Consider the following 24,103-nt stretch of genomic DNA (forward strand, 5'->3'; position numbering starts at 1 on the left):
GGGGCGCAGGACCCCGGCCCCCACCCGCGCCGCGCGCTCCCGCGCGGCTACTCGGAGGTCAGCTCCCGGCAGCGCTTCACGTCGTCGCCCATCGCCACCAGCAGCGCCTCGATGGAGTCGAACTTCTTCTGGCCCCGCACGTACGCCAGGAAGTCCACCGTCACATGGAGCCCGTACAGCTCCAGCCCCACGCGGTCGATCGCGTACGCCTCGACCGTGCGCTCGGTGCCGTCGAACTGCGGGTTGGTGCCGACCGAGATCGCCGCCGGCATCCGCTCGCCGTCGGCGGTCAGCCAGCCCGCGTACACCCCGTCCGCGGGGACGGCGGTGTGCGGCAGGGTCTCCACGTTGGCCGTGGGGAACCCGAGCTCGCGGCCGCGCTGCGCGCCGCGCACGACGACGCCCTCGACCCGGTGCGGCCGCCCGAGGATCTCGGCGGCGCCCGTCACGTCGCCCTCGGCGACCAGACGGCGGGTGAGCGTCGAGGAGAACGGCTGCCCGCCGCCCGCCTCACCGCTCACGAAGAGGTCGATGACCTCGACCTCGTAGTCGTAGGTCGCGCCGAGCTCCCGCAGGAGGTCGACGTTGCCCGCGGCCCGGTGTCCGAAGCGGAAGTTGGGGCCCTCCACGACCGCGCGAGCGTGGAGCTTGTCGACCAGCACCTTCACCACGAAGTCGGCGGGCGACAGCTTGGAGAACTCGAGGGTGAAGGGGAGGACGAGCACCGCGTCGACGCCCAACTCCTCCATGAGTTCGGCGCGCCGGTGGTGCGGGGCGAGCAGCGGCGGGTGGCTGCCGGGGCGGACGACCTCGCTGGGGTGGGGGTCGAAGGTGACGACGACCGCCGGCACACCCAGCTCGCGGGCCTTCTCCACGGCACGGCCGATGATGAGCTGGTGCCCGCGGTGCACCCCGTCGTAGGAACCGATGGTGACGACGCTGCGCCCCCAGTCCTGGGGGATGTACTCCAAGCCACGCCAGCGCTGCACTGTGACCGCTCCTCGCCCGAACCTGTGCCCGAATACCGATACCGACTGCGCAGGTCTAAGACTGCCATGCCCGCACCCCGCGGTCGGCATCGGCTCCTGATCCGCCCTGCCCGCGCCGTTCCCCCGCGCACCCCGCGCACCGCCGTCCGCGGTCTCCCGGTGCCCCGACGCAAAGCGCCCCCCTTTCACGCCCACAGGTCCTCCGAGCGCCCGCACGATGAGGTGAATTCGGGCGGGCGGATGGACAGACCTGCTGTGGGGGAAACCAGGGGGGTCGTGGAACGGGCAGCACCGCTGCCCGTTCCACGAGAGGCACACCGCGAGGGCGGCCCTCCGTCCTCAGACGAAGACCGCGAGGCTCTTCGCCTTGCCCTTCTGCTCCTCGACCAGCGCCAGGAAGCGCCCGTCGGGGCCGAAGACGGCGACCGGCGACCGCTCCTGCGGAGGCATCTCCAGCCGCACACCGTTGACCAGCAGCTTCGCCTGCCGGGCGTCCACGTCCCAGCGGGCGAAGGCGGCGGCCGCCGCGTCCGCGATCGGCATGACGGTCAGCTCCTCCTGGAGCCGGTCGAGCGTCCTGGCCGCGTCCAGCCCGTAGGGGCCGACCCGGGTGCGCCGCAGGGCCGTGAGATGGCCGCCGACGCCGAGCCCGGCTCCGAGGTCACGGGCGAGCGCCCGGATGTAGGTGCCGGAGGAGCAGACGACGGAGACGACGAGGTCGACGACGGGGGTGCCGTCCTCGGCGGTGGCCTCCCGCACGTCGTACACACGGAACGAGGAGACGGTCACCGGCCGCGCCGGGATGTCGAACTCCTCGCCGCCGCGCACCCGCGCGTAGGACCGCTTGCCGTCGATCTTGATGGCGCTGACCTTGGACGGCACCTGCATGATGTCGCCGGTGAGCAGGGCCACACCGGCGTCGATCCCCTCCCGGGTGACCGCGGAGGCGTCGGTGGAGGACGTGATCTCGCCCTCCGCGTCGTCCGTGACGGTGTTCTGCCCCAGGCGGATGGTGCCGAGGTACTCCTTCTCCGTCAGCGCGAGATGGCCGAGGAGCTTGGTGGCCTTCTCGACCCCGAGGACGAGCACCCCGGTGGCCATCGGGTCGAGGGTGCCCGCGTGGCCGACGCGGCGGGTGCGCGCGATGCCGCGCATCTTGGCCACGACGTCGTGCGAAGTGAAGCCCGACGGCTTGTCGACGATGACAAGGCCGTCGGGCGTGGGGATGCGCTCTGTCATTCCGAGGCTTCGTCCTCGGGCTTGCGGTACGGGTCGGCCTCGCCGGCGTACGCGGCGCCGGAGGACGCCTCGCGCACCTGGGCGTCCGACGCCCGCGCCTTGTCGAGGAGGTCCTCGATCGTCTTGGCGTTCTCCGGGAGCGCGTCCGGCACGAAGGTCAGGGTGGGCGTGAACTTGGTGCCCGCCGCCGCCCCGACCGCCGAACGCAGGATGCCCTTGGCGCTCTGGAGCCCGGCTGCCGCGCTGGCGCGGTCCTCGTCGTCGCCGTAGACCGTGTAGAAGACCGTGGCCTCCCGCAGGTCACCGGTGACACGCGTGTCCGTGATGGTCACGTGCGTGCCCAGACGTGGGTCCTTGATGCCGCGCTGGAGCTTCTCGGCGACCACCTCCCGGATGAGGTCCGCCAGCTTCTTCGCCCGCGCATTGTCGGCCACTGGTCCTTCTCCTCTTGCTGCTGTTGCTGCTGCTGCCACTGGTACTGCTGCTCGTGGTGCCGCTCATTCAGTCTTCGTCGCCGTGGAGTCTGCGTCGAACCGAGAGCAGTTCCACTTCCGGCCGGGCGGCGACGAGCCGCTCGCACCGGTCGAGCACCTCGCTGAGGTGCCCGGTGTCGCCCGAGACCACCGCGAGCCCGATACGGGCCCGCCGGTGGAGGTCCTGGTCCCCCGTCTCGGCCACGCTCACCGCGTATTTCCGCTGGAGTTCGGCGACGATCGGACGGACCACCGACCGCTTCTCCTTCAGCGACCGTACGTCGCCGAGAAGCAGGTCGAAGGAGAGTGTCCCCACATACATGTATGCCCGGATGTCCCGCCGGTGCGGGTTCATGACGCCTGCCAGCGCTTGGCAGGAGCATCAGAACGGTACACGCAACGGCCGGGGCCGATCGACGGAAATATCTCCGCCGACCGGCCCCGGTGAGGTGTGCGTCAGCCGCGGGGCTTCTCGCGCATCTCGTACGTCGCGATGACGTCGTCGATCTTGATGTCGTTGAAGTTTCCGAGGTTGATACCGCCCTCGAAGCCTTCGCGGATCTCGGTGACGTCGTCCTTGAAGCGGCGCAGGCCCTCGATGTTGAGGTTCTCCGCCACGACCTTGCCGTCGCGGATGAGGCGGGCCTTGGTGTTGCGCTTGACCTCGCCGGACCGGATGAGAACACCCGCGATGTTGCCCAGCTTGGACGAGCGGAAGACCTCGCGGATCTCCGCCGTGCCGAGCTCGACCTCTTCGTACTCCGGCTTGAGCATGCCCTTGAGGGCCGCCTCGATCTCCTCGATGGCCTGGTAGATCACCGAGTAGTAGCGGACGTCGACGCCCTCGCGCTCCGCCATCTGCGCGGCACGGCCGGCCGCACGGACGTTGTAGCCGATGACGATGGCGTCGGAGCCCATCGCCAGGTCGATGTCGGACTCGGTGACCGCACCCACACCGCGGTGCAGGACCCGGATGTCGACCTCTTCACCGACGTCGAGCTGGAGCAGCGAGGCTTCGAGGGCCTCGACCGCACCGGACGCGTCGCCCTTGATGATGAGGTTGAGTTCCTGGACCAGACCGGCCTTGAGCACCTTGTCGAGGTCCTCGAGGGACACCCGGCGGACGCGCTTGGCGAAGGCGGCGTTGCGCTCACGCGCGGCGCGCTTCTCGGCGATCTGGCGGGCCGTACGGTCCTCGTCGACCACCAGGAGGTTGTCGCCGGCACCCGGCACGTTGGTCAGACCGAGCACCAGGACGGGAGTCGACGGGGTCGCCGCCTCCACGTTGTTGCCCTTGTCGTCGAGCATCGCCCGGACACGGCCGTACGCGTCGCCGACCACCACGGTGTCGCCGATGCGCAGCGTTCCGCGCTGGACCAGGACGGTCGAGACGGCACCGCGGCCGCGGTCGAGGTGGGACTCGATCGCGATGCCCTGCGCGTCCTGGTCCGGGTTGGCACGCAGGTCGAGCGAGGCGTCCGCGGTGAGGACCACGGCCTCCAGCAGGGAGTCGATGTGCAGACCCTGCTTGGCGGAGATGTCGACGAACATGGTGTCGCCGCCGTACTCCTCGGCCACCAGACCGAACTCGGTGAGCTGGCCGCGCACCTTGGTCGGGTCCGCGCCCTCGACGTCGATCTTGTTGACCGCGACCACGATCGGCACGTCGGCCGCCTTGGCGTGGTTCAGCGCCTCGATCGTCTGGGGCATCACACCGTCGTTGGCCGCCACCACGAGGATCGCGATGTCGGTCGACTTCGCACCACGGGCACGCATGGCGGTGAACGCCTCGTGACCCGGGGTGTCGATGAAGGTGATCGCGCGGTCCTCGCCGTTGACCTCGGTCGAGACCTGGTAGGCACCGATGTGCTGGGTGATGCCACCGGCCTCGCCCGCGACGACGTTCGTCTTGCGGATCGCGTCGAGCAGGCGGGTCTTTCCGTGGTCGACGTGACCCATGACGGTCACGACCGGCGGACGGGAGACCAGGGCCTCTTCGCCGCCCTCGTCCTCGCCGAACTCGATGTCGAAGGACTCGAGAAGCTCGCGGTCCTCCTCCTCCGGGCTGACGATCTGGACGGTGTAGTTCATCTCGTCGCCGAGAAGCTGCAGCGTCTCGTCGGAGACGGACTGCGTCGCGGTGACCATCTCGCCGAGGTTCATCATGACCGCGACGAGCGACGCCGGGTTGGCGTTGATCTTCTCCGCGAAGTCGGTGAGCGACGCACCGCGCGACAGGCGAATGGCTTCGCCGTTGCCGCGAGGCAGCATCACGCCGCCGACCGACGGGGCCTGCATGGCCTCGTACTCCTGGCGCCTCTGCCGCTTCGACTTGCGGCCACGACGGGCCGGACCGCCGGGACGGCCGAACGCGCCCTGCGTGCCACCACGGCCGCCGGGACCACCCGGACGTCCGCCGAAGCCGGGACGACCGCCGCCGAAGCCGCCGCCGCCACCGGGGCCACCGCCGCCGGGACGACCGGCGAAGCCGCCGCCGCCACCGGGACGACCGCCGCCGCCGCCACCGGGACGGCCGGCGAAGCCGCCGCCGCCACCGGGACGACCGGCACCGCCGGGACGACCGGCACCGCCGGGACCGCGACCGCCGCCGCCGGGACCGCCGCCGGGGCGGGGACCGGCCGCGGGACGCTGCGGCATCATGCCCGGGTTCGGGCGGTTGCCGCCGGGCGCGCCGCCCGGACGCGGGGCCTGCGGACGAGGCATGCCACCGGGGGTCGGACGGGCACCGCCCTGGCCCTGCGGACGCGGAGCGCCGCCGGGACCGCCCTGGGGACGCGGGGCGCCGGGGGCGCCGCCGGGACCACCGGGGCCGGGACGGCCGCCGCCGGGACGGGGCGCCTGCGGGCGCGCCATGCCGGTCGAGCCACCGGAGGTGAAGGGGTTGTTGCCCGGACGGGGACCCGCGGGACGGGCACCCGGACGCGGGGCGCCGGAGGCGCCGCCGGGACGGGCGGGACGCTCGCCGCCACGGCCACCGTCACGACCGCCGTCGCGCTGACCGCCGGCCGGGGCCGGACGGGCGGGACGGGGACCGGGAGTGGCGCCCGCGGGACGCGGGGCCTGCGGTGCGGCGGGCTGGGCCGGGGCCGGCGCCGAGAACTCGGCGGCGGGCACCGGAGCCGCCGGGGCGGGCTTGGCCGGTGCGGGCTTCGGGCCCGGAGTGGGACGCGGACCCGGGGAGGGGGCCGCGGCGGGGCTGCTCGCCTGGGCCGGCTTGGGAGCCGGGGCGCCGGGCTTGGGGGCAGCCGGACGGGACGCCTGCGCCGGAGACGGCGCGGACGGCTTGGAGGGCGTCGCCTTGCGGGGCGCGCCCGGCTTTGCTGCGGTCTTGCCGGCGTTGCCGCCGGGACCCTGCAGCGCGTCAGTCAACTTGCGTACAACCGGCGCCTCGATCGTCGAGGACGCCGAACGGACGAATTCACCGAGTTCCTGGAGCTTGGCCATGACGACCTTGCTCTCCACACCGAACTCCTTGGCGAGTTCGTATACCCGGACCTTAGCCACTTCGCTCCTTTTAGGTCCGGGTTACCGCCGGACCGTCGCTACTTCATGGGCGTACTCATCGCGTACTCATCGAGTGCTCATCGCAATCTCGACCTACTTCCGACTCGCGAGGTACCTGACCGCACGGGGTTCCGTGCCGTACTTCTCTTTCGTTTCACTGTGCCGTCTGCTCGACGTGCCGCCGGAGACCGGCGGTGTCGAGCGGTCCCTGGACCCTGAGGGCCCGTGGGAACGCCCTGCGGCGAACCGCCTGATCGAGACAGATCACGGCGGGATGCACATAAGCACCCCGGCCGGGCAGCGTACCGCGATCATCGGGGACGCATTCACTCCCGATCACCACGATGCGCAGCAGATCGTCCTTGGCCGCTCGCTCCCGGCATCCCACACAGGTTCGCTCAGGGCACACGCGGGCATGCGTCCGGCCAGACACGCTTAAGTCTACCTCCCCGCACCGACCTCACCCCTTCGGGGCAAGAATCGAACGGTTGTTGTCCTGATCCACACGGCCCCTGCCCTGCGGCAACGGGGTCCCGCGCGGATTCATTCCACAGTCCCGGTCGGTCCTGGTCAGTCCCGGTCGGCGCCCTGCTCCTGCTCCGTGTCCGGGCGGATGTCGATGCGCCAGCCGGTGAGGCGGGCGGCCAGGCGGGCGTTCTGCCCCTCCTTGCCGATCGCCAGCGAGAGCTGGTAGTCCGGCACCGTCACCCGCGCGGAACGGGCGCCGAGGTCGACGATCTCGACCTTGCTCACCCGGGCCGGGGACAGCGCGTTGGCGACCATCTCGGCCGGGTCGTCCGACCAGTCCACGATGTCGATCTTCTCGCCGAGCAGCTCGGCCATGACGTTGCGGACCCGGCCGCCCATCGGGCCGATGCAGGCGCCCTTGGCGTTCAGACCCGAGCGGGTCGAGCGCACGGCGATCTTGGTGCGGTGACCGGCCTCGCGGGCGATCGCGGCGATCTCGACGCTGCCGTCGGCGATCTCCGGGACCTCCAGCGCGAACAGCTTCTTGACCAGGTTGGGGTGGGTGCGCGAGAGCGTCACGGACGGACCGCGCACACCCTTGGCCACCCGCACGACATAGGTGCGCAGCCGCAGCCCGTGGGTGTACTCCTCGCCGGGGACCTGCTCCTGCACCGGCAGGATGGCCTCCAGCTTGTCGTCCAGCTTCACCAGGACGTTCTTCGGGTCCTTGCCCTGCTGGACCTGACCGGCCACGACATCGCCCTCGCGGCGGGCGTACTCGCCGAAGGTCACGTCGTTCTCCGCGTCCCGCAGCCGCTGCTGGATGACCTGGCGGGCGGTGGTGGCGGCGATCCGGCCGAAGTCGGACGGGGTGTCGTCGAACTCCTTCGGCTCCTGCCCCTCCTCCAGGTCGGACGGGTCCTCCTTGGCCCACACCGTGACGTGGCCGGTCTGCCGGTCGAGCACGACACGGGCGTGACGACGGCTGCCGTCGGTGCGGTGGTACGCGATGAGGAGGGCCGACTCGATGGCCTCGACCAGGAGGTCGAAGGCGATCTCCTTCTCCTGTGCCAAGCCCTTCAGGAGCTTCACATCGATGTCCACGGCTACGCCTCCTCTTCCTTCTTGTCCTTGCGGTTGAACTCGATCTCGACGCGCGCCTTGCCGATCTCGCCGAAGGCGACCCGGCGGGCGGTGGGCTTGCGCCCCTTCACGCCCGGGACCTCGAGGTCGAGCCCCTCGTCGTCGACGGTGAGGATGCGGGCGACCAGCTCGCCGCCCTCGGTGAGCTGGAGCTTCACCAGGCGGCCGACGGCGCGCACGTAGTGGCGGTGCTGGGTGAGCGGACGGTCCGCGCCCGGGGAGGTGACCTCCAGGACGTACTCGTCCTCGCCCATGGCGTCGGTCTCGTCCAGCTTCTGGGAGATCGCGCGGCTCAGTTCCGCGCACGCGTCCAGTTCCACGCCGTCGTCGGAGTCGACCACGATCCTCAGCGTGCGGCGCCTGCCCGCCCGGGAGACCTCGATCTCCTCCAGATCCAGGTCGGCGGCGCTGACGAGCGGTTCCAGCAGCCCGCGCAGCCTCTCGCTCTGGGTGGTGCTCATCCGGGTGACTCCTCGGCCGCGTGTGCTGTTGTGGGATCGTCGCGTGTCGAGTCAAAGGGTATCCGGTCGCGGGGGGTGTTGCCGTCCACCGGCGCCGTGCCCACGGGTACGCTCGCCTGCGGCGATGATCACCATTCGGGCCGAGGAGACAGGTGTGGGGCGCACGGGGACGACACGGCGACGTGCCCTGCTGGCGACGGGCGCGGCCGCCGCGGCCGCGTTGACGGGCTGTTCGAGCGGCACACCCGCGGGCCCGCGGACCGCCGGCACGACGGCCGCTCCCGCCGAGGCCGCCCGCGCCCTGCGCCGGCGCCTCGCGGCACGCAGCACCGCGCTGCTCGGCGAGTACGACGCCGTCACCGCGCGCCATCCGGCGCTGACGGCACGGCTCGCACCGCTGCGGGCGGCGGTCGCGGAGCACGCGGCGGCCCTCTCGGGAACCCGCGCGACACCGCCGCCGGCCTCCGCTCCCGCCTCGCCCCGGCCCTCGGCCACGGGCGCCGCGCCCGCCACCGCCCCGGCCGTGGCGGGGGGATCCGTCCCCGACGACCCCGCGGCGGCGCTCCGGACACTGGCCGCGGCCGAACGCCGGGTGTCGGCGGAGCACACCGCCTCCCTGATGGACGCGGAGCCCGAACTGGCCCGGCTGCTCGCCTCCGTCGCGGCGGCCGGATCGGCGCACGCGTACTTGCTGACGAAGGGTGACGCGCGATGACCGAGGTGGACAGGGCCGGCACGCTGACCGCGGTGCAGGCCGCGCTCGCCGCCGAGCACGCCGTCGTCTACGGCTACGGGGTGGTCGGCGGCCGGGTCGGCGAGGCGCGCGAGCACGAGGCGTCCGCCGCGCACGCGGCGCACCGCGCGCACCGCGACGCCCTGGCCCGCACCGCGCGCGACCTGGGCGCCGTCCCCGTCGCCGCGTCGGCGGCGTACGCGCTGCCCTTCGACGTCCCGGACACCGCGGCGGCGGTACGGCTCGCCGCCGAACTGGAGGACCGGGTGGCGGGCGCCTGGGCCGACCTCGTGCGGGCGTCCGAGGGCCCGCTGCGCCGCACGGCCGCCGACGCGCTGCGCGAGGCCGCCGTGCGCGCGGCACGCTGGCGCGGCGGCGGCGTAGCCTTTCCGGGGCTCGCCGAGCGTGCCGCGGGCAACGGCGGCTGAACGGAAACCGGAAAGGGAACACACGACGTATGGCTTTCGAACCGCCCCAGCGGCTGGTCCGGGCCCTCGGCGACCGCACCGAGTGGCTCGGACACCTCCCGGAGACCGTCCGGGAGGCGGTGGACCGGCGGAAGCTCGACGTCGAGCGCGTGGTGGCGCCCGGGGGCCGCAGCAGTGTCGTGCTGCTCGTCCGGCAGGCCGACGGCACCCCCGCCGCGCTGAAGCTCGCCCCGCCGGCCGCCGCCCCCGCCCTGGAGCACGCGGCTCTCACGGCGTGGAACGGCTGGGGGTCGGTACGCCTCCTCGACGACGGAGACGGCGAACTGCTGCTGGAGCGGCTCCACCCCGAGGTCTCCCTGCGCTCGCTGCCGGAGGCCAAGGCGCTCCTGGAGGCCGCGGGCACGGTCCGCAGGCTGTGGATCGAGCCGCCCGCCGGCCACGCCTTCGAGACGGTGGCCGCGCGCACCGCCCGCCAGGCCGCCGCGATGCCCTCCCCCGACGAGGAGCCCCTGGTCGCCGCCGCACTGGCGGCCCGCGAGGAGCTGGTCGCCGCGCCGGGTGAGGTCCGGCTGCTGCACGGGAACTTCCGGCAGGGCAAGGTGCTGTCCGGCGACCGGGTGCCGTGGCTCGCGGTGGGCCCCGAGCCGGTGGCCGGCGAACCGGCCTACGACCTGGCGCGCCTGGTCCGGGACCGTGTCGAGGACCTCGTCGCCTCCTCCTCGGGCGCGTCGGCGACCCGCCGCAGGCTCACCAAGCTGGCGGACGCCCTGGAGGTGGACCGGGACCGGCTCCGCGGGTGGACGCTGTTCCGCGCCGTCGAATCGGGCACCCGCGCGCTGCGGGAGCGCCGCCACGCGGAGGCCGAACTCACCCTGGAGTTCGCCTCCTGGCTGTGACGCCCGGGGGGCGTCGGCTTCACGGGGCCGCCGGCCCCGGGGGCGGGGGCCTGCACGAGGGCCGCTGGCCCCGGGGGCGGGGGCGTCTGCTTTCGGGGGTCGCTCGCCGCGTGCCGCCGGGGCAGCCGGCCTTTCGGGGGTCGCTCGCCGCGTGCCGCCGGGGTCGTGGGATGTCCAGGGGGCGCCCGCCCGTGGGCCGGGGCAGCCGCTGGCTCAGGATTCTCCGGCCCGTGCGGCCGGTGGTCGCGACACGGCCTGCGGCCGTGTCCTCAAGCGCCGGACGGGCTGGATACTCCAGCCCGTCCGGCGCTCCAGGACCAACCGGCGGCGCGAGCCACTCCGAGCCCGTCCGGCGATTGAGGACACCGCGCGCAGCGGGGTGTGCGACCACCGGGCCGCACGCGGGCGGCTGCCCCGGCTCGACGTGCTCCGGGGGCGCCGCCCGCTCCAGGGCTCAGCGCGCCAGGCGGGTGATCGCCTCCGCGACCGGGAGCTCCTCGCGCTCCCCCGTGCGGCGGTCCTTCAGCTCGACGACGCCCTCGCCCGAGCGCCGCCCGGCGACGAGGATCTTGGGGACGCCGATCAGCTCGGCGTCGGTGAACTTCACGCCCGGGGAGACCCCGGCCCGGTCGTCGACGAGGACGCGCAGCCCCGCCGCGCCGAGCTGCTCCGCGACGTCGAGCGCCAGCTCGGTCTGGAGCGCCTTGCCCGCCGCCACGACGTGCACGTCGGCAGGGGCGATCTCGGCGGGCCAGCACAGCCCCTGCTCGTCCGCGGTCTGCTCGGCGAGCGCCGCCACCGCGCGGGAGACGCCGACGCCGTAGGAGCCCATGGTCACGCGGACCGGCTTCCCGTTCTGCCCGAGCACGTCGAGCTGGAAGGCGTCGGCGTACTTGCGTCCGAGCTGGAAGATGTGGCCGATCTCGATCGCGCGGTCCAGCTTCAGGCCGGTGGCGCACTTCGGGCAGGGGTCGCCCTCCTCGACGACCACGACGTCCAGGTAGTCGTCGACCTCGAAGTCACGGCCGGCGACGACGTTCCTCGCGTGCTTGCCGTCCTTGTTGGCGCCGGTGATCCAGGCGGTGCCGGGCGCGACGCGGGGGTCGGCGAGGTAGCGGACCTTGTCCAGGCCCTGGGGGCCGACGTAGCCGCGGACCAGGTCGGGGCGGCCGGTGAAGTCCTCGGCGGTGACCAGTTCGACGGTCGCGGGCGCCAGGTGGTCGCCGAGCTTGCCGAGGTCGACCTCGCGGTCGCCGGGGACGCCGACGGCGACGATCTCCCCGTCGACCTTGACCAGGAGGTTCTTCAGGGTGGCGGAGGCCGGTACGCCGAGGTGGGCGGCGAGCGTCTCGATGGTCGGGGTGTCGGGGGTGTCCAGCTCCTCGACGGGGCCGTGGGCGGCCGCGTCGGCGGGGGCGAGCGCGAAGGTGACGGCCTCGGTGTTGGCGGCGTAGTCGCAGGAGGGGCAGTAGACGAAGGTGTCCTCGCCGGCCGCGGCGGGGGCGAGGAACTCCTCGGACGCCGAGCCGCCCATCGCGCCGGAGACGGCGGAGACGATCTTGTGCCGCAGCCCGAGGCGCTCGAAGATCCGCACGTACGCCTGGCGGTGCAGCGCGTACGACTCGGCGAGGCCCTCGTCGGTGGTGTCGAAGGAGTACGAGTCCTTCATCTGGAACTCACGGCCGCGCAGGATGCCCGAGCGCGGACGCGCCTCGTCGCGGTACTTGGTCTGGATCTGGTAGAGGATCACCGGCAGGTCCTTGTAGGACGTGCACTGGTCCTTGACGAGCTGGGTGAAGATCTCCTCGTGCGTGGGGCCGAGGAGGTACTCGGCGCCCTTGCGGTCCTTGAGGCGGAACAGCTCGGCGCCGTACTCGTCCCAGCGGCCGGTGGCCTCGTAGGGCTCCTTGGGGAGCAGGGCCGGCAGCAGGACCTCCTGCGCGCCGATGGCGTCCATCTCCTCGCGGACGACGCGGCTCACGTTCTCCAGCACCCGCTTGCCGAGCGGCAGCCACGACCAGATGCCCGCGGCGTTGCGGCGGACGTAACCGGCGCGGACGAGGAGCTTGTGGCTGAGCGTCTCCGCGTCCGCCGGGTCGTCGCGCAGTGTCTTGACCATCAGACGGGACATGCGCTGGACCTGGGCCATGGTGAACTCCTGCTCGGAACGTGTGATGTGCAGGAGGTTAGCCGGGCGGCACCGGCAGGCGGAAATCAGTTGCCGCGCGCACCGCCCCGGCGCAGCGGCAGCGGCGCTCCCATGACGGCGTAGGGGCTCGGCGCGCTCGGGAAGAGGACCCGCCGGGCGAGGTCCTGGTAGCCGAGGCTGCGGTAGAGGGCGCGGGCCGGGCTCTCGGTGTCGATGGCGGAGAGGATGGACCGCGGCTGGTCCGCCGTGTCGGTGAGGGCGGTGATCAGTTCGCGCCCGATGCCGCGGCCCTGGTGGGCGGGGTGGACGTGCAGTTCGGTGATGACGAACGAGTCGTCGAGCCAGCCCTCGCTGCCGCCCGCCCGCAGATAGGGCTCGACGACGGTGGACCACCAGTGGCCGCGGTCGTTGGGCATCCCGTAGACGAAGCCGACCAGCCGGCCTTCGGGGGTGGTGGCGCCCAGCGCGCGGGCTCCCGGGCTGGTCAGGTGCCGCAGCACGATGTAGCGGCGGATGTCGATCTCCTCCTCGCTCAGTCCGAAGGCGAGTGCCTGGACGGCGAGGGCCTCGTCGACGCGGTCCGCGAGGTCGAGGGGGCCGGTGGCGACGTCGGGATCAGCTGCCATGGCCGCACCCTACTGGCCCGGCGGCCCCCGCCGTGCGGGGCCGGGCCTCCCGGTGGCGCCCGGCCCGGGCGCGGGGCCGGGTCAGAAGAGCACGCTCATGAAGGCGCCGACCTCCTGGAAGCCGACGCGGCGGTAGGCGGCCCTGGCGGGGGTGTTGTAGTCGTTCACGTAGAGGCTGACGAGGGGGGAGACGTCGGCGAGCGCGTGGCGCAGGACGGCCGCCATACCGGTCTCGGACAGTCCGCGGCCCCGGTACTCGGGGGCGACCCAGACGCCCTGGATCTGGCACGCCTGCGCGGTCGCGGCCCCGATCTCGGCCTTGAAGACGACCTTGCCGTCCTCGATGCGGGCGAAGGACCGGCCGCCGGCCACGAGTTCGGCGACCCGGGCCTGGTAGAGCAGTCCGCCGTCGCCGGCCGTCGGGGAGACGCCGACCTCCTCGGTGAACATGGCCACGCAGGCGGGCATGATCAGGTCCATCTCGTCCTTGCGGATCCGGCGGACGTAGGGGTCGGGGGCGATGTCGTCGGGGAGCCGGTCGGCGACCATGAGCGGCTGGTTGGCGCGGACGTCCCTGGCAGGTCCCCAGCTCGGTTCGAGCAGCCGCCACAGGGCGGCGGTCGGTTCGGCGGGGCCCACGATGGACGAGCAGCGGCGGCCGGTCCTGCGGGCGCGTTCCGCGAAGGCGCGCACCGCCTCGGGACCGGCGCAGATGGGCACCAGGTTGGCGCCCGAGTAGCACAGCGAACGCAGCGTCCCGCCCTCGTACCAGCCCCACAGCTCGCCGCCGAGACGCCAGGGGTCGAGGCCCGCCACCTGCACGCGGGCGGTGACGAAAGCATTCGCCACGGGCTCGCTCTCGAGGACGGCGAGCGCGGCGCCGAGTTCGCCGGGGTCGAGGACCCGGGTGGTGGTGTGCGTCAACACAGGGGTGCCTCACCATACGGTTCGCTGGTCATGGCACTGTACCCGCCGACCCGGCCCGCGTGCCTCCGGCCGGAGGAAGCGGGGGCTGCCGGGGCCGGAATCCGCCGGGGACAGGCGTGGGCCCCGCTCCCTCGGGCCTGGAGGGAGCGGGGCCCCGGGACTGCGGGGTGCCCGTCAGCCGGCGACGGAGATCTGGGGCTCGCCGGAGGCGACGCCGTCCTTCTCCATCTGCTCGGCGATCTTCATCGCCTCGTCGATCAGGGTCTCCACGATCTTGGACTCGGGCACGGTCTTGATGACCTCGCCCTTCACGAAGATCTGGCCCTTGCCGTTGCCGGAGGCGACGCCCAGGTCCGCCTCGCGGGCCTCGCCGGGGCCGTTGACGACGCAGCCCATGACGGCGACGCGCAGCGGGACCTCCATGCCCTCCAGCCCGGCGCTGACCTCGTCGGCGAGCTTGTAGACGTCGACCTGGGCGCGTCCGCAGGACGGGCAGGAGACGATCTCCAGGCGGCGCTGGCGGAGGTTGAGGGACTCCAGGATCTGGATGCCGACCTTGACCTCCTCCGCCGGCGGGGCGGAGAGGGAGACGCGGATGGTGTCGCCGATGCCCTCGGCGAGCAGCGCGCCGAACGCGACGGCGGACTTGATGGTGCCCTGGAAGGCGGGGCCGGCCTCGGTCACACCGAGGTGCAGCGGGTAGTCGCACTGGGCGGCGAGCTGCCGGTAGGCGTTGACCATCACGACGGGGTCGTTGTGCTTGACCGAGATCTTGATGTCGCGGAAGCCGTGCTCCTCGAAGAGGGACGCCTCCCACAGGGCGGACTCGACGAGGGCCTCGGGGGTGGCCTTGCCGTACTTCTCCAGCAGGCGCCGGTCCAGCGAGCCGGCGTTGACGCCGATCCGGATGGGGGTGCCGGCCTCGCCCGCGGCCTTGGCGATCTCCCTGACCTTGTCGTCGAACTGCTTGATGTTGCCCGGGTTGACCCGGACCGCGGCGCAGCCGGCGTCGATCGCGGCGAAGACGTACTTCGGCTGGAAGTGGATGTCGGCGATGACCGGGATCTGCGACTTCTTCGCGATCGTGGCCAGCGCGTCGGCGTCGTCCTGGGTGGGGCAGGCCACCCGCACGATCTGGCAGCCGGAGGCGGTGAGCTCGGCGATCTGCTGGAGCGTCGCGCCGATGTCGGACGTCCGCGTCGTCGTCATGGACTGCACCGAGACCGGCGCGTCGCCGCCGACCGCGACGGAGCCGACCTGGATCTTCCGGCTGACCCTCCGGTCGGCGAGCTTCGTCGGAACGGACGGAATTCCGAGAGAAATTGCAGTCATCTGCTGTGCAACCCCAAGGTATGGATCGAGGTCCCGAGATCGGCGGGCTCCAGCACCCGAGATTACGGCACTGGCGTTCGGCCGGGCACATCGCACACCGATGTCCCCCCAAAGGGGACGGCCGGACACGAAGGGTGTCCGGCCGTCGTACGGGTGCTCCCGTCAGCTGATCTTGACCGGATTCACGATGTCCGCGACGAGCACGAGCAGCGTGAAGCAGATGAAGATGCCGGCCACCACATAGGCGACGGGCATCAGCTTGGCCACGTCGAAGGGGCCCGGGTCGGGCCGCTTGAACAGCCGGGCGAAGCCGCGCCTGACGGACTCCCACAGGGCGCCCGCGATGTGGCCGCCGTCCAGGGGCAGCAGCGGCAGCATGTTGAAGAGGAACAGCGACAGGTTGAAGCCGGCGAGCAGCATCAGGAACGTGGCGACGATGTTCTGCGTCGGCATGTCCAGGTTGAGCACCTCGCCGCTGAGCCGGGCCGCGCCGACGACGCCGACCGGCGAGTCGTCCTTGCGCTCGCCGTCGCCGAAGGCCGCGTCCCACAGGTCGGGGACCTTGGTGGGCAGCGCGATCACCGACTCGACGCCGTTCTCGATCATGTCGCCCATCCGGCCGACGGAGGCGCCGAAGGACTGCGGGAGGATCTCCGTCCGCGCGGCGAACCCGAGGTAGCCGGCGGTCTCGTAGCCCTCGACGACCTCGCCGTCGGCGTCCTTCTTGACGACCTTGTTGGGGATGAGCGTCGCTTCGAGCGTCTGCTCCCGGCCGTCGCGCTCGACGGTGATCGTGGCGGGGCCGACGGTCTCCCGGATGCGCTGGGAGAGCGTGTTCCAGTCGTCGACCGGCTTGCCCGCGAAGGCGGTGATCCGGTCGCCCTCCTTCAGCCCCGCGAGCGCGGCGGGCGACTCGGGGTCGCCGGCGGCGCACTCGTCGCGCTTCTCGCTCTGCTCGATGACGCACTGCTGCACGCCCGCGACCTCGGTGGTCTGCACCGGGGTGCCGAAGGTCATCAGCACCCCGAGGAAGATCGCCACGGCGAGCACGAGGTTCATGAAGGGGCCCGCGAACATGACGATCACGCGCTTCCACGGCTTGCGCGTGTAGAACAGCCGCGTCTCGTCGCCGGGCTTCAGCTCCTCGTAGGCGGCCGAGCGGGCGTCCTCGATCATGCCGCGCCACGGGGAGGTGCTGCGGGCCTCGATGCGGCCGTCCGCGCCCGGCGGGAACATCCCGATCATGCGGATGTAGCCGCCCATCGGGATGGCCTTGATGCCGTACTCGGTCTCGCCCTTGTGCCGGGAGAACAGGGTCGGGCCGAAGCCGACCATGTACTGCGGCACACGGATGCCGAACATCTTCGCCGTCGACAGATGGCCCAGCTCGTGCCAGGCGATGGAGAACAGCAGCCCCACACCGAACAGCACTATGCCGAGGACCGTCAACAGAATCGTCATGCGCGAGCCTCCGCAGGCCGTTCGTCGCCGCTGTGGGCGTACTTCGCTGCCGTCTCACGGGCCCTGGCGCGGGCCCAGGCGTCCGCTTCGAGGACGTCCGCCACCGTGAGGGAGGTTCCCGCGGCGGGGACGCCGTGCGCGGAAACCACCTCGGTGACCGTATCCATGATGGCGTTGAACGGCAGCCGTCCGGCGAGGAATGCCTCCACGCACTCCTCGTTCGCCGCATTGAACACCGCCGGGGCCGTGCCGCCCAGCTCGCCGACGTGCCGGGCGAGTCCCACGGAGGGGAAGGCCTCGCCGTCCAGGGGGAAGAACTCCCAGGTCGAGGCCGTGGACCAGTCGAAGGCGGGGGCCGCGTCGGGCACCCGCTCGGGCCATCCGATGCCGATCGCGATCGGTCCCCGCATGTCGGGCGGGGTGGCCTGGGCGAGCGTCGAGCCGTCGTCGAACTCCACCATCGAGTGGACGTAGGACTGCGGGTGGACGACGACCTCGATGCGGTCGAAGGGGATGTCGTAGAGCAGATGGGCCTCGATGACCTCCAGGCCCTTGTTCACCAGCGTCGCGCTGTTGACGGTGATCACCGGGCCCATCGCCCAGGTGGGGTGCGCGAGGGCGTCCTTCGGGGTGACGTTCTCCAGCTCGGCCCGGGTGCGGCCGCGGAAGGGGCCGCCGGAGGCGGTGACCACGAGCTTGCGCACATCGGCGCGGGTGCCGGCGGCGAGGGCCTGGAAGAGGGCCGCGTGCTCGGAGTCGACCGGGATGATCTGGCCGGGCTTGGCGACCGCCTTGACCAGCGGGCCGCCGACGATGAGCGATTCCTTGTTGGCCAGCGCGAGGGTGCGGCCGGCCTCGAGGGCGGCGAGGGTCGGGGCGAGGCCGATGGAGCCGGTGATCCCGTTGAGCACGGTGTGGCACGGGGAGGCCGCGAGGTCGGTGGCCGCGTCCGGGCCCGCCAGGATCTCCGGCAGCGGCTCGGCGCCGTACTGCTCGCGCAGTGCCTCGCGCAGCGCGGGCACGGCGTCCTCGCGGGCGACGGCCACGGTCCGCACGCCGAGGGCGCGTGCCTGCTCGGCGAGGAGGCCGACCCGGCCGCCGGCGGCGGACAGCGCGGTGACGCGGAAGCGGTCGGGGTTGCGCAGGACGAGATCGATCGCCTGCGTGCCGATGGACCCGGTCGAGCCGAGCACGACGATGTCGCGTCGCCCCGGCGCGGGGTCGAAGACCAGATGCGGATCGGCGAGAGGTGATGGGCTGTCGCTCATCCCCCCATTGTGGACGCAGAAGCTGTCCGTCCCGACAGGGTGTCCCCCGCTCGTGGGACCGGAATGCTACGTACTGCCGGATCCCGCGTCGGTGAACTGCTTCCACTGGGCCTCGACGATCTCCCGCGGGACGCCTCCGACGTCCTTGGTGCCCAGGTAGTCGGCGCGGAAGGAGAGGGTGGTCGGGCCGGACCGCACGACGGTGAGGTATTCGTACAGCCTCCGATCGCTCTTCACGTCCTCGATCGTGATGCGGAAGGCCTTCGCCTCGTCCCCGAGGGCGGGGGCCTCGGCCGGTTCGACGGAGAGCACCTTCGCGCGGGCGAGGGTGCGCACCTCGGTGAAGCCGCCGGCGCAGGACTCCCCCGCGGCGGCGAGGTCGCGCAGGACGGCCGCCGCGCCGTCGCCCTCGTAGGTGCGCAACTGGACGAGGACGCCGATGCCTGCGGCCTCCTCGGGGATGTCGGCCTGCCGGTGGGCCTCGGCGACGGGGTCGTGGGCGGTGGCGCCCCGCGCGAGGCTGACCAGCGGCTGGCAGGAGGCGGGGTCGGCGGTGTAGTTCTCGCTGAACGGGGGCTCGTCGGGCGCGCGCACGGCGTAGGGGCCGATGCGCCGTCCGTCGGCGAGCGCCGCGTTCTCCAGGCCCTGCGCGGCGGGCGGGGCCTGGTCGGGGGCGGGCGCGGAGCCGGCCGGGCGCTCGGGCTCCGGGCCGCCGCCGTCGCCGCAGGCCGCCGTCATCGCCAGCATCCCGGCGACGGCGACGCCGGTCACCCGGCGGCCGGTCCGGGCCGTTCCCCTGCCGAACATCCGTGCCCCGTTCCCCTGGTGTCCCTGGTCGTCCGGCGTCACCGCGAGGTGATCGCCGGACGATTGTGGGCCACCCGCCCTCAGGCCCGCCAGGCTTTCCGCAGATCCGCGAAGGCGTCGTGGAAGCCGGGGAAGGTCTTGCGCACACAGCCGGGGTCGTCGTACGTGATGCCGGGGGTGCGCAGTCCGGTGACCGCGAAGGACATCACGATGCGGTGGTCGCCGTGGGTGGCGATCTCCGCGGCGCGCGGGGTGCCCGGCTCGGTCTCGATCCAGTCGGGGCCGGTGCGCGCGGTGACGCCGAGCCGGGTCAGGTTCTGGGCGCAGGCGTCGAGCCTGTCGCACTCCTTGACCCGGGTGTTGGCGACGTCCTCGATGCGGACCGGCCCGTCGGCGAAGGGCGCGATCCCGGCGAGGGTGGGCATCGTGTCGGAGATGTCGCGCATGTTGACGGTGAGGCCGGCGAGCCGCTCGGGGCCGCGGACGGTGGTGGCGTCCTCGGTGATCCGCACCTCGGCCCCCATCCGGCGGAGCACCTCGGTGAAGCCGATGTCGCCCTGGAGGGCGCCGGTGCCGAGACCGGGGACGGTGACCTCGCGGCCGGGCGTCAGGGCGGCCGCGGCGAAGAAGTAGCTCGCCGTGGAGGCGTCCGGCTCGACGGCGTACGTGGTGGCGCGGTATCCGCCGGGCGGCACGGTGAACACGTCGCCCTCGCGCGCCACCTCGACGCCGAAGGCGCGCATCATCGCGAGGGTGATCTCCACGTAGGGCGCGGACACCAGGTCGGTGACGGTGATCCGCAGGCCCTCGGCGGTGAGCGGGCCGAGCATCAGGAGCGCGGTCAGGTACTGGGAGGACTGGCCCGCGTCCAGGGTGAGTTCGCCGCCCTCGATGCCGTGGGCGGCGATGGTCAGCGGATGGTGTCCCTCGGCGCCCTCGTGGCGCAGGTCGACGCCGAGGGTGCGCAGCGCGCCGGTCAGCGGCCCGAGGGGGCGGCGGCGCATCTGGGCCGAGGCGTCGAAGCGGTAGGTGCCGGACGCCCCGGCGGCGGCGAGGGTGGGCAGGAAGCGGGCGGTGGTGGCGCCGTCGCGGCAGTGCACGTCGGCCTCGGCGGCGGCCGGCCCCTCGGGCCTGCCCTCGATGTGCCAGGCGCCGGGTGTGCGTTCGATCCCGTACCCGAGTGCGCGCAGTCCTTCGGCGAAGCCTTCGGTGTCGTCCGAGGCCAGGGGCCGCAGCAGCGTGGTGGTCCCGTCGGCGGCCGCCGCGAGGAACAGCGCGCGGGCGGTGACGGACTTGGAGCCGGGGATGTCGATGACGGTCACGTGCGCCCATGCTGCCGTCTCGGGCGCACGCGGGCGGGGCGCGTCCAGTGTGTGGACGCGCCCCGCGCGGTGGCCCCGGTGTCCGGGGGGCGGGGCCGGACGGCCCCGGCGGTCAGGGGATGGGGCGGTGGACGTTCTCCCGGGCGGAGGGGCCGGGGGTGGCGTCGGCGATCCAGGGGCCCTCGCTGCTGGGGTCGACGATGCCGGCCTCCAGCCAGGTGTAGGTGCCGGACAGCACGCCCTTGACGATTCGGTGGTCGATGTCGTCGGTGTTGGACCACAGCCGGCCGAACAGCTCCTCGGTCCGCAGCCGGGACTGGCGGCAGAACACGTCGGCGAGCTGGTACGCCTCCCGGCCGTGGTCGCCGCCGGCGCGCAGGTGCTCGGCCCGCACGCAGGCGGCGCTCATCGCGAAGAGCTCGGCGCCGATGTCGACGATCCGGCCGAGGAAGCCCTGCTTGGTCTCCATCCGGCCCTGCCACCGGGACATGGCGTAGAACGTCGAGCGGGCGAGCTTGCGCGAGGTGCGTTCCACGTACCGCAGATGGGCGGCGAGGTCGGGGTGCCCGGAGGGGTGGAACTCGCCGTAGGTGCCGGGGAGCTGCCCCGGCCCGGCGACGAGCCTGGGCAGCCAGCGGGCGTAGAAGGCGGCCGCGTTCGCGCCGGCCCTGGCCTTGTCGGCCATGGGCTTGTCGGGGTCGATGATGTCCCCGGCGACGGCGAGGTGGGCGTCGACCGCCTCGCGGGCGATCAGCAGGTGCATGATCTCGGTGGAGCCCTCGAAGATGCGGTTGATCCGCAGGTCGCGGAGCAACTGCTCGGCGGGGACGCCGCGTTCGCCGCGGGCGGCGAGCGATTCGGCGGTCTCGAAGCCGCGTCCACCGCGGATCTGGACCAGTTCGTCGGCCATCAGCCAGGCCATCTCGGAGCCGTACAGCTTGGCGAGGGCGGCCTCGATGCGGATGTCGTTGCGGTCCTCGTCGGCCATCTGCGACGAGAGGTCGAGGACGGCCTCCAGGGCGAAGGTGGTGGCGGCGATGAAGGAGATCTTGGCGCCCACCGCCTCGTGCCGGGCGACCGGCCTGCCCCACTGCTCGCGTTCCGCGGACCATTCACGGGCGATCTTCAGACACCACTTGCCGGCTCCGACGCACATCGCGGGCAGCGACAGCCGGCCGGTGTTGAGGGTGGTGAGGGCGATCTTCAGGCCGGCGCCCTCGGGGCCGATCCGGTTGGCCGCGGGCACCCGGACCCGGTGGAAGCGGGTGACGCCGTTCTCCAGTCCGCGCAGGCCCATGAAGGCGTTGCGGTGCTCGACGGTGACGCCCTCGCTCGACGCCTCGACGACGAAGGCGGTGATGCCGCCCTTGTGTCCGTCGGACTTCGGCACCCGGGCCATCACGACGAGGAGGTCGGCGACCACGCCGTTGGTCGTCCACAGCTTCACGCCGTCGACGATGTAGTCGTCGCCGTCGGGGACGGCGGTGGTGGCGAGCCGGGCGGGGTCGGAGCCCACGTCGGGCTCGGTGAGCAGGAAGGCCGAGATGTCGTGGCGGGCCAGGCGGGGCAGGAAGGCGTCCTTCTGCTCCTGGGTGCCGAACTGCTTGAGCGGCTGGGGCACGCCGATGGACTGGTGCGCCGACAGCAGCGCGCCCACCGCGGGGCTCACCGAGCCGACCAGCGCGAGGGCCTTGTTGTAGTAGACCTGGGTGAGGCCGAGGCCGCCGTACCGGGGGTCGATCTTCATGCCGAGCGCGCCGAGTTCGCGCAGTCCGTCGATGACGTCGTCGGGGATCCGGGCGTCCCGCTCGATCCGCGCGCCGTCGATCCGCGTCTCGCAGAAGCGGCGCAGCCGGGACAGGAACTCCTCGCCGCGCCGGGTGGCCTCGCCGGTGGGCAGCGGGTGCGGATGGATCAGGTCGAGCCGGAAGCGTCCGAGGAAGAGTTCCTTGGCGAAGCTGGGCTTGCGCCAGCCCTGTTCGCGCGCGGCCTCGGCGACCTCGCGTGCTTCGCGTTCGGAGACCTTGGGCGCGGCGGGGTCCTTGTGGGCCGCGGTGCCCGGGGCGGTGTCGATCGGCTTGTCGGGTGGGGCGGACATGAGGGTCACCTCGCCGCGAGTCGGGGGATCTGCCGGGGCGTCGATCAGTCGGTGCTACTCGTTCGTACTACCCGAATACGGGCACCACCACCAGCCTGCCTACGGCACCCGGGGCATGCCGGAGCGGCCGGAGCCCCCGCACATCGGGCTCCGGCCGCTCCGGCAGTCGGGGTGTCGCGTCCTACAGCGCCAGGCCGGTGAGGACCAGCACCCGCTCGTAGGTGTAGTCGTCCATCGCGTAGGCGACGCCCTCGCGGCCGACGCCGGACTGCTTGGCGCCGCCGTAGGGCATCTGGTCGGCGCGGTAGGAGGGGACGTCGCCGATGATCACGCCGCCGACCTCCAGGGCGCGGTGGGCCCGGAACGCGGTCTGCAGGTCGTGGGTGAAGACGCCCGCCTGGAGTCCGTACGGGGAGTCGTTGACGGCGGCGAACGCCTCGGCCTCGCCGTCGGCCCTGGCCACGCCGAGGACCGGCCCGAAGACCTCCTCGCGGGCGAGGGTGGTGCCGGCCGGGAGGTCGGCGAGGACGGTGGGGGCGTAGCTCGCGCCGTCGCGGGTGCCGCCGGTGAGCAGCTTGGCGCCGTCGCGCACGGCCTCGTCGACCCATGCCTCGACGCGCCGGGCGGCGTCCTCGCTGACCAGCGGGCCGACGTCGGTCGCGGCGTCCGACGGGTCGCCGGTGACCTGGGCCTCGACGGCGGCGACGATCTTCGGGAGCAGGCGGTCGTAGACGCTCGCGTCGGCGATGACCCGCTGCACGGAGATGCAGGACTGGCCGCCCTGGTAGTTGGAGAAGGTGGCGATGCGGCTCGCCGCCCGGTCCAGGTCGTCCTCGCTCGACCAGTCGGCGAGGACGACGGCCGCGCCGTTGCCGCCGAGCTCCAGCGTGCAGTGCTTGCGCGGCACCGAGTCCATGATCGCGTAGCCGACCGGGCCGGAGCCGGTGAAGGAGATGACCGGCAGGCGCTCGTCCTGGACGAGGGCGGGCATGCGGTCGTTGGGGACCGGGAGCACCGACCAGGAGCCGGCGGGCAGCTCGGTCTCGGCCAGCAGCTCGCCCAGGATCAGCGCGGAGATCGGCGTGGCCGGGGCGGGCTTGAGGATGATCGGGGCGCCGACGGCGATCGCGGGGGCGACCTTGTGGGCGCTGAGGTTCAGCGGGAAGTTGAACGGGGCGATGCCGAGGACGACGCCCCTGGGGACGCGGCGGGTCAGCGCGAGGCGCCCTTCGCCGCCGGCGTCGGTGTCGAGGCGCTGGGCCTCTCCGCCGTTGAACCGGCGGGCCTCCTCGGCGGCGAACCGGAAGACGGACACGGCACGGCCGACCTCGCCCCTGGCCCACTTGACGGGCTTGCCGTTCTCCGCCGAGATCAGCAGCGCGATCTCCTCGGTGCGCTCCGCGAGCCGCTTCGACACGTGGTCGAGGGCGGCGGCACGCACGTGCGCCGGGGTCGCGGCGAACTCGTCGAGCACGGCGTGCGCGGCCGCGACGGCCTCCTCGACCTGGGCCTCGGTGGGCACCGAGACGCTGCCGACCAGGCGGCCGTCCCAGGGGGAGGTGACGTCGAAGGCGGTCTCGCCGGTGGCCTGGCGGCCGGCGAGCCAGAAGGCGTGGGTGGAAGTCATGTCGCGGATTCCGGCCCTTCCATGGGGTGGGGAGTGTGCTGTCGCGTCGTTCACTGCACACGGTAGGGCCGGGACCGGGCCCGGTCGTTTGTCCGGGGTGGAGTGGTCACGGCCCGGGCCTGGCCCGATTG

General features: G+C 72.8%; 21 protein-coding genes. 3 read left to right on the forward strand and 18 right to left on the reverse strand.

Going from position 1 to position 24,103, the window contains the following annotated elements:
• Window positions 1–47: 47 nt before the first annotated feature.
• The 8 genes from JE024_RS09855 to rimP all read right to left on the reverse strand — a co-directional run bounded on the left by JE024_RS09855 (window position 48) and on the right by rimP (window position 8,298).
• On the reverse strand, window positions 48–989 hold the full coding sequence (locus JE024_RS09855) for a bifunctional riboflavin kinase/FAD synthetase (protein ID WP_205373223.1): 942 nt from the start codon (window positions 987–989) through the stop codon (window positions 48–50).
• Between the two features lie 339 nt (window positions 990–1,328).
• On the reverse strand, window positions 1,329–2,228 hold the full coding sequence (gene truB, locus JE024_RS09860) for a tRNA pseudouridine(55) synthase TruB (protein WP_205373224.1): 900 nt from the start codon (window positions 2,226–2,228) through the stop codon (window positions 1,329–1,331).
• Window positions 2,225–2,662, reverse strand: coding sequence for a 30S ribosome-binding factor RbfA (gene rbfA / locus JE024_RS09865; protein ID WP_205373225.1), 438 nt, complete (start codon window positions 2,660–2,662; stop codon window positions 2,225–2,227). Before rbfA ends, truB begins: the two co-directional genes overlap by 4 nt.
• 67 nt (window positions 2,663–2,729) lie before the next feature.
• On the reverse strand, window positions 2,730–3,023 hold the full coding sequence (locus JE024_RS09870; protein WP_205373226.1) for a DUF503 domain-containing protein: 294 nt from the start codon (window positions 3,021–3,023) through the stop codon (window positions 2,730–2,732).
• 134 nt (window positions 3,024–3,157) lie between these two features.
• Entirely contained in the window at window positions 3,158–6,226 is a 3,069-nt protein-coding gene (infB, locus tag JE024_RS09875) for a translation initiation factor IF-2 (RefSeq protein ID WP_205373227.1), read from the reverse strand.
• A 154-nt stretch (window positions 6,227–6,380) separates the two neighbouring features.
• A complete protein-coding gene (locus tag JE024_RS09880; RefSeq protein ID WP_205373228.1) occupies window positions 6,381–6,659 on the reverse strand; it encodes a YlxR family protein in 279 nt (92 codons plus the stop codon).
• A 137-nt stretch (window positions 6,660–6,796) separates the two neighbouring features.
• The gene (nusA, locus tag JE024_RS09885) at window positions 6,797–7,798 is read right to left on the reverse strand and encodes a transcription termination factor NusA (protein ID WP_205373229.1); all 1,002 of its coding nucleotides are present in this window, start codon (window positions 7,796–7,798) and stop codon (window positions 6,797–6,799) included.
• 2 nt (window positions 7,799–7,800) lie between these two features.
• Window positions 7,801–8,298, reverse strand: coding sequence for a ribosome maturation factor RimP (gene rimP / locus JE024_RS09890; RefSeq protein ID WP_205373230.1), 498 nt, complete (start codon window positions 8,296–8,298; stop codon window positions 7,801–7,803).
• A 124-nt stretch (window positions 8,299–8,422) separates the two neighbouring features.
• Here rimP and JE024_RS09895 point away from each other — a divergent pair, with 124 nt between their 5' ends.
• The 3 genes from JE024_RS09895 to JE024_RS09905 are packed head-to-tail and all read left to right on the forward strand — an operon-like array spanning window position 8,423 to window position 10,355.
• Window positions 8,423–9,013, forward strand: a complete 591-nt coding sequence (locus JE024_RS09895) for a hypothetical protein (RefSeq protein WP_417842778.1) — start codon at window positions 8,423–8,425, stop codon at window positions 9,011–9,013.
• Window positions 9,010–9,459, forward strand: coding sequence for a ferritin-like domain-containing protein (locus JE024_RS09900; RefSeq protein ID WP_205373231.1), 450 nt, complete (start codon window positions 9,010–9,012; stop codon window positions 9,457–9,459). Before JE024_RS09895 ends, JE024_RS09900 begins: the two co-directional genes overlap by 4 nt.
• Before the next feature lie 29 nt (window positions 9,460–9,488).
• Entirely contained in the window at window positions 9,489–10,355 is an 867-nt protein-coding gene (locus JE024_RS09905; RefSeq protein ID WP_205373232.1) for an aminoglycoside phosphotransferase family protein, read from the forward strand.
• Window positions 10,356–10,809: 454 nt separating this feature from the next.
• Here JE024_RS09905 and JE024_RS09910 read toward each other — a convergent pair whose 3' ends face one another.
• The 10 genes from JE024_RS09910 to JE024_RS09955 form a co-directional block, all read right to left on the reverse strand.
• Complete coding sequence (locus tag JE024_RS09910) at window positions 10,810–12,504, reverse strand: proline--tRNA ligase (RefSeq protein WP_205373233.1); 1,695 nt, start codon at window positions 12,502–12,504, stop codon at window positions 10,810–10,812.
• Window positions 12,505–12,569: 65 nt separating this feature from the next.
• Complete coding sequence (locus tag JE024_RS09915; RefSeq protein ID WP_205373234.1) at window positions 12,570–13,130, reverse strand: GNAT family N-acetyltransferase; 561 nt, start codon at window positions 13,128–13,130, stop codon at window positions 12,570–12,572.
• Between the two features lie 81 nt (window positions 13,131–13,211).
• Window positions 13,212–14,054: a GNAT family N-acetyltransferase gene (locus tag JE024_RS09920; protein WP_205376475.1), complete on the reverse strand. Its 843-nt coding sequence runs from the start codon at window positions 14,052–14,054 to the stop codon at window positions 13,212–13,214.
• A gap of 177 nt (window positions 14,055–14,231) precedes the next feature.
• Window positions 14,232–15,389 carry a flavodoxin-dependent (E)-4-hydroxy-3-methylbut-2-enyl-diphosphate synthase gene (gene ispG / locus JE024_RS09925; RefSeq protein WP_205373235.1) on the reverse strand — a complete coding sequence of 386 codons (1,158 nt, stop codon included), beginning with the start codon at window positions 15,387–15,389 and terminating at the stop codon, window positions 14,232–14,234.
• Window positions 15,390–15,551: 162 nt separating this feature from the next.
• On the reverse strand, window positions 15,552–16,850 hold the full coding sequence (locus JE024_RS09930) for a M50 family metallopeptidase (protein ID WP_205373236.1): 1,299 nt from the start codon (window positions 16,848–16,850) through the stop codon (window positions 15,552–15,554).
• Window positions 16,847–18,118 carry a 1-deoxy-D-xylulose-5-phosphate reductoisomerase gene (gene dxr, locus JE024_RS09935; RefSeq protein ID WP_205373237.1) on the reverse strand — a complete coding sequence of 424 codons (1,272 nt, stop codon included), beginning with the start codon at window positions 18,116–18,118 and terminating at the stop codon, window positions 16,847–16,849. The genes JE024_RS09930 and dxr overlap by 4 nt, the downstream gene beginning before the upstream one ends.
• A gap of 66 nt (window positions 18,119–18,184) precedes the next feature.
• Entirely contained in the window at window positions 18,185–18,925 is a 741-nt protein-coding gene (locus tag JE024_RS09940) for a hypothetical protein (protein WP_205373238.1), read from the reverse strand.
• An 80-nt stretch (window positions 18,926–19,005) separates the two neighbouring features.
• Window positions 19,006–20,247, reverse strand: coding sequence for a 3-phosphoshikimate 1-carboxyvinyltransferase (gene aroA / locus JE024_RS09945; protein ID WP_205373239.1), 1,242 nt, complete (start codon window positions 20,245–20,247; stop codon window positions 19,006–19,008).
• Window positions 20,248–20,359: 112 nt separating this feature from the next.
• A complete protein-coding gene (locus tag JE024_RS09950; protein WP_244882736.1) occupies window positions 20,360–22,345 on the reverse strand; it encodes an acyl-CoA dehydrogenase family protein in 1,986 nt (661 codons plus the stop codon).
• A gap of 181 nt (window positions 22,346–22,526) precedes the next feature.
• Window positions 22,527–23,972, reverse strand: a complete 1,446-nt coding sequence (locus JE024_RS09955) for an aldehyde dehydrogenase family protein (RefSeq protein ID WP_205373240.1) — start codon at window positions 23,970–23,972, stop codon at window positions 22,527–22,529.
• Window positions 23,973–24,103 lie beyond the last annotated feature (131 nt).

It is taken from the genome of Streptomyces zhihengii (assembly GCF_016919245.1).
Classification (GTDB): domain Bacteria; phylum Actinomycetota; class Actinomycetes; order Streptomycetales; family Streptomycetaceae; genus Streptomyces; species Streptomyces zhihengii.